Source organism: Rhodococcus sp. 05-2254-6 (genome assembly GCF_002258565.1).
Lineage (GTDB): Bacteria > Actinomycetota > Actinomycetes > Mycobacteriales > Mycobacteriaceae > Rhodococcoides.
Map to the genome: position 1 here is coordinate 1933 of NZ_NOZF01000046.1, position 3273 is coordinate 5205.

Sequence of the window (3273 nt, forward strand, 5' to 3'; positions counted from 1 at the left end):
TGTGTGTTGTTTGAGAATTGCACAGTGGACGCGAGCATCTTTGTTGTAAGTAATGAAGAGCGTACGGTGGATGCCTTGGCACCAGGAGCCGATGAAGGACGTAGGAGGCTGCGATAAGCCTCGGGGAGCTGTCAACCGAGCTGTGATCCGAGGGTGTCCGAATGGGGAAACCCAGCACGAGTGATGTCGTGTTACCTGCACCTGAATATATAGGGTGTGTGGAGGGAACGTGGGGAAGTGAAACATCTCAGTACCCACAGGAAGAGAAAACAACAGTGATTCCGTGAGTAGTGGCGAGCGAAAGCGGATGAGGCCAAACTTTGTGCGTGTGATACCCGGCAGGGGTTGCGTATGGAGGGTTGTGGGGTTTGCATTGTCGATTCTGCCGGATCGGCCGACAGTGAGAAATTGTGGTGTTAGTCGAAGTGGTCTGGAACGGCCTGTCGTAGAGGGTGAGAGTCCCGTAGACGAAAACACTGCAACTGTCGTTGCGGATACCCAAGTAGCAGCGGGCCCGTGAAATCTGCTGTGAATCTGTCGGGACCACCCGATAAGCCTGAATACTCCCTGGTGACCGATAGCGGACTAGTACCGTGAGGGAAAGGTGAAAAGTACCCCGGGAGGGGAGTGAAATAGTACCTGAAACCGTGCGCTTACAATCCGTCAAAGCTGGTGAACAGTTTACTGTTGCTGGTGATGGCGTGCCTTTTGAAGAATGAGCCTGCGAGTTAGTGGCATGTCGCGAGGTTAACCCGTGTGGGGTAGCCGTAGCGAAAGCGAGTCCGAATAGGGCGTATCCACGTAAGTGGTGTAGTGGCGTGTTCTAGACCCGAAGCGGAGTGATCTACCCATGGCCAGGTTGAAGCGACGGTAAGACGTCGTGGAGGACCGAACCCACTTAGGTTGAAAACTGAGGGGATGAGTTGTGGGTAGGGGTGAAAGGCCAATCAAACTCCGTGATAGCTGGTTCTCCCCGAAATGCATTTAGGTGCAGCGTCACGTGTTTCTCACCGGAGGTAGAGCTACTGGATGGTCTAGGGGGCCTACAAGCTTACCGAAATCAGCCAAACTCCGAATGCCGGTGAGTGAGAGCGTGGCAGTGAGACTGCGGGCGATAAGGTTCGTAGTCGAGAGGGAAACAGCCCAGATCGCCAGCTAAGGTCCCTAAGCGTGTACTAAGTGGAAAAGGATGTGGGGTCGCGAAGACAACCAGGAGGTTGGCTTAGAAGCAGCCACCCTTGAAAGAGTGCGTAATAGCTCACTGGTCAAGTGATCCTGCGCCGACAATGTAGCGGGGCTCAAGTACACCACCGAAGCTGCGGCACTCACACAATAGCCCGCTGTTCCCTTGCGAGGGTTCAGCCAGGTGTGTGGGTGGGTAGGGGAGCGTCGTGCAGCCATGGAAGCATCGGAGTGATCCAGGTGTGGAGGCTGCGCGAGTGAGAATGCAGGCATGAGTAGCGAAAGACGAGTGAGAAACTCGTCCGCCGAATGACCAAGGGTTCCTGGGCCAGGTTAATCCGCCCAGGGTGAGTCGGGACCTAAGACGAGGCCGACAGGCGTAGCCGATGGACAACGGGTTGATATTCCCGTACCCGTGTAACCGCGCCCATGGTGAATCAGTGACACTAACCACCCTGAATCTCGTTGATCGTGTGCCTTCGGGTACATCGACTGCGGGTGGATGCGTGGGACCTGATCTGGTAGTAGCCAAGCGATGGGGTGACGCAGGAAGGTAGCTGGGCCAGTCAGTGGTTGTACTGGTGTAAGCCTGTAGGGCGAACGGTAGGCAAATCCGCCGTTCATCAAGCCTGAGAGGTGATGCGTAGCCGATTGAGGCGAATTCAGTGATCCTATGCTGCCGAGAAAAGCCTCTAGTGAGTTGTTACACGGCCCGTACCCCAAACCGACACAGGTGGTCAGGTAGAGAATACTAAGGCGATCGAGATAACTATGGTTAAGGAACTCGGCAAAATGCCCCCGTAACTTCGGGAGAAGGGGGGCCTCGTCCGGTGATCACTCTTGCAGTGTGAGCTGGGTGGGGCCGCAGAGACCAGTGAGAAGCGACTGTTTACTAAAAACACAGGTCCGTGCGAAGTCGTAAGACGATGTATACGGACTGACGCCTGCCCGGTGCTGGAAGGTTAAGAGGACCGGTTAGCTCGTAAGAGCGAAGCTGAGAATTTAAGCCCCAGTAAACGGCGGTGGTAACTATAACCATCCTAAGGTAGCGAAATTCCTTGTCGGGTAAGTTCCGACCTGCACGAATGGCGTAACGACTTCTCAGCTGTCTCAACCATAGACTCGGCGAAATTGCATTACGAGTAAAGATGCTCGTTACGCGCGGCAGGACGAAAAGACCCCGGGACCTTCACTACAGCTTGGTATTGGTGTTCGGTTCGGTTTGTGTAGGATAGGTGGGAGACTGTGAAGCGGTGACGCCAGTTACTGTGGAGTCGTTGTTGAAATACCACTCTGATCGTATTGGATACCTCAACCTCGGACCATGATCTGGTTCAGGGACAGTGCCTGGTGGGTAGTTTAACTGGGGCGGTTGCCTCCTAAAATGTAACGGAGGCGCCCAAAGGTTCCCTCAGCCTGGTTGGCAATCAGGTGTCGAGTGCAAGTGCACAAGGGAGCTTGACTGTGAGACTGACAAGTCGAGCAGGGACGAAAGTCGGGACTAGTGATCCGGCACCGGCAAGTGGAAGCGGTGTCGCTCAACGGATAAAAGGTACCCCGGGGATAACAGGCTGATCTTCCCCAAGAGTCCATATCGACGGGATGGTTTGGCACCTCGATGTCGGCTCGTCGCATCCTGGGGCTGGAGTAGGTCCCAAGGGTTGGGCTGTTCGCCCATTAAAGCGGCACGCGAGCTGGGTTTAGAACGTCGTGAGACAGTTCGGTCTCTATCCGCCGCGCGCGTAAGAAACTTGAGGAAGGCTGTCCCTAGTACGAGAGGACCGGGACGGACGAACCTCTGGTGTGCCAGTTGTTCCACCAGGAGCACCGCTGGTTGGCTACGTTCGGAAGGGATAACCGCTGAAAGCATCTAAGCGGGAAGCCTGTTCCAAGATGAGGTTTCTCACCCCCTCGAGGGGGTAAGGCCCCCGGCAGACCACCGGGTTGATAGGCCAGAACTGGAAGTCGGGTAACCGATGCAGGTGACTGGTACTAATAGGCCGAGGACTTACCACAAAGAAGCTACGCGTCCACTGTGCAATATCTGAAACAACACACGAGTAGTTGTTCAGCAAGCACAACCGAATACAC

General features: G+C 55.1%; 1 rRNA gene. It reads left to right on the forward strand.

The annotated features are described in order from the left end of the window. Positions 1–43: 43 nt before the first annotated feature. A 23S ribosomal RNA gene (locus CH256_RS05805) occupies positions 44–3198 on the forward strand. Positions 3199–3273: the final 75 nt, after the last annotated feature.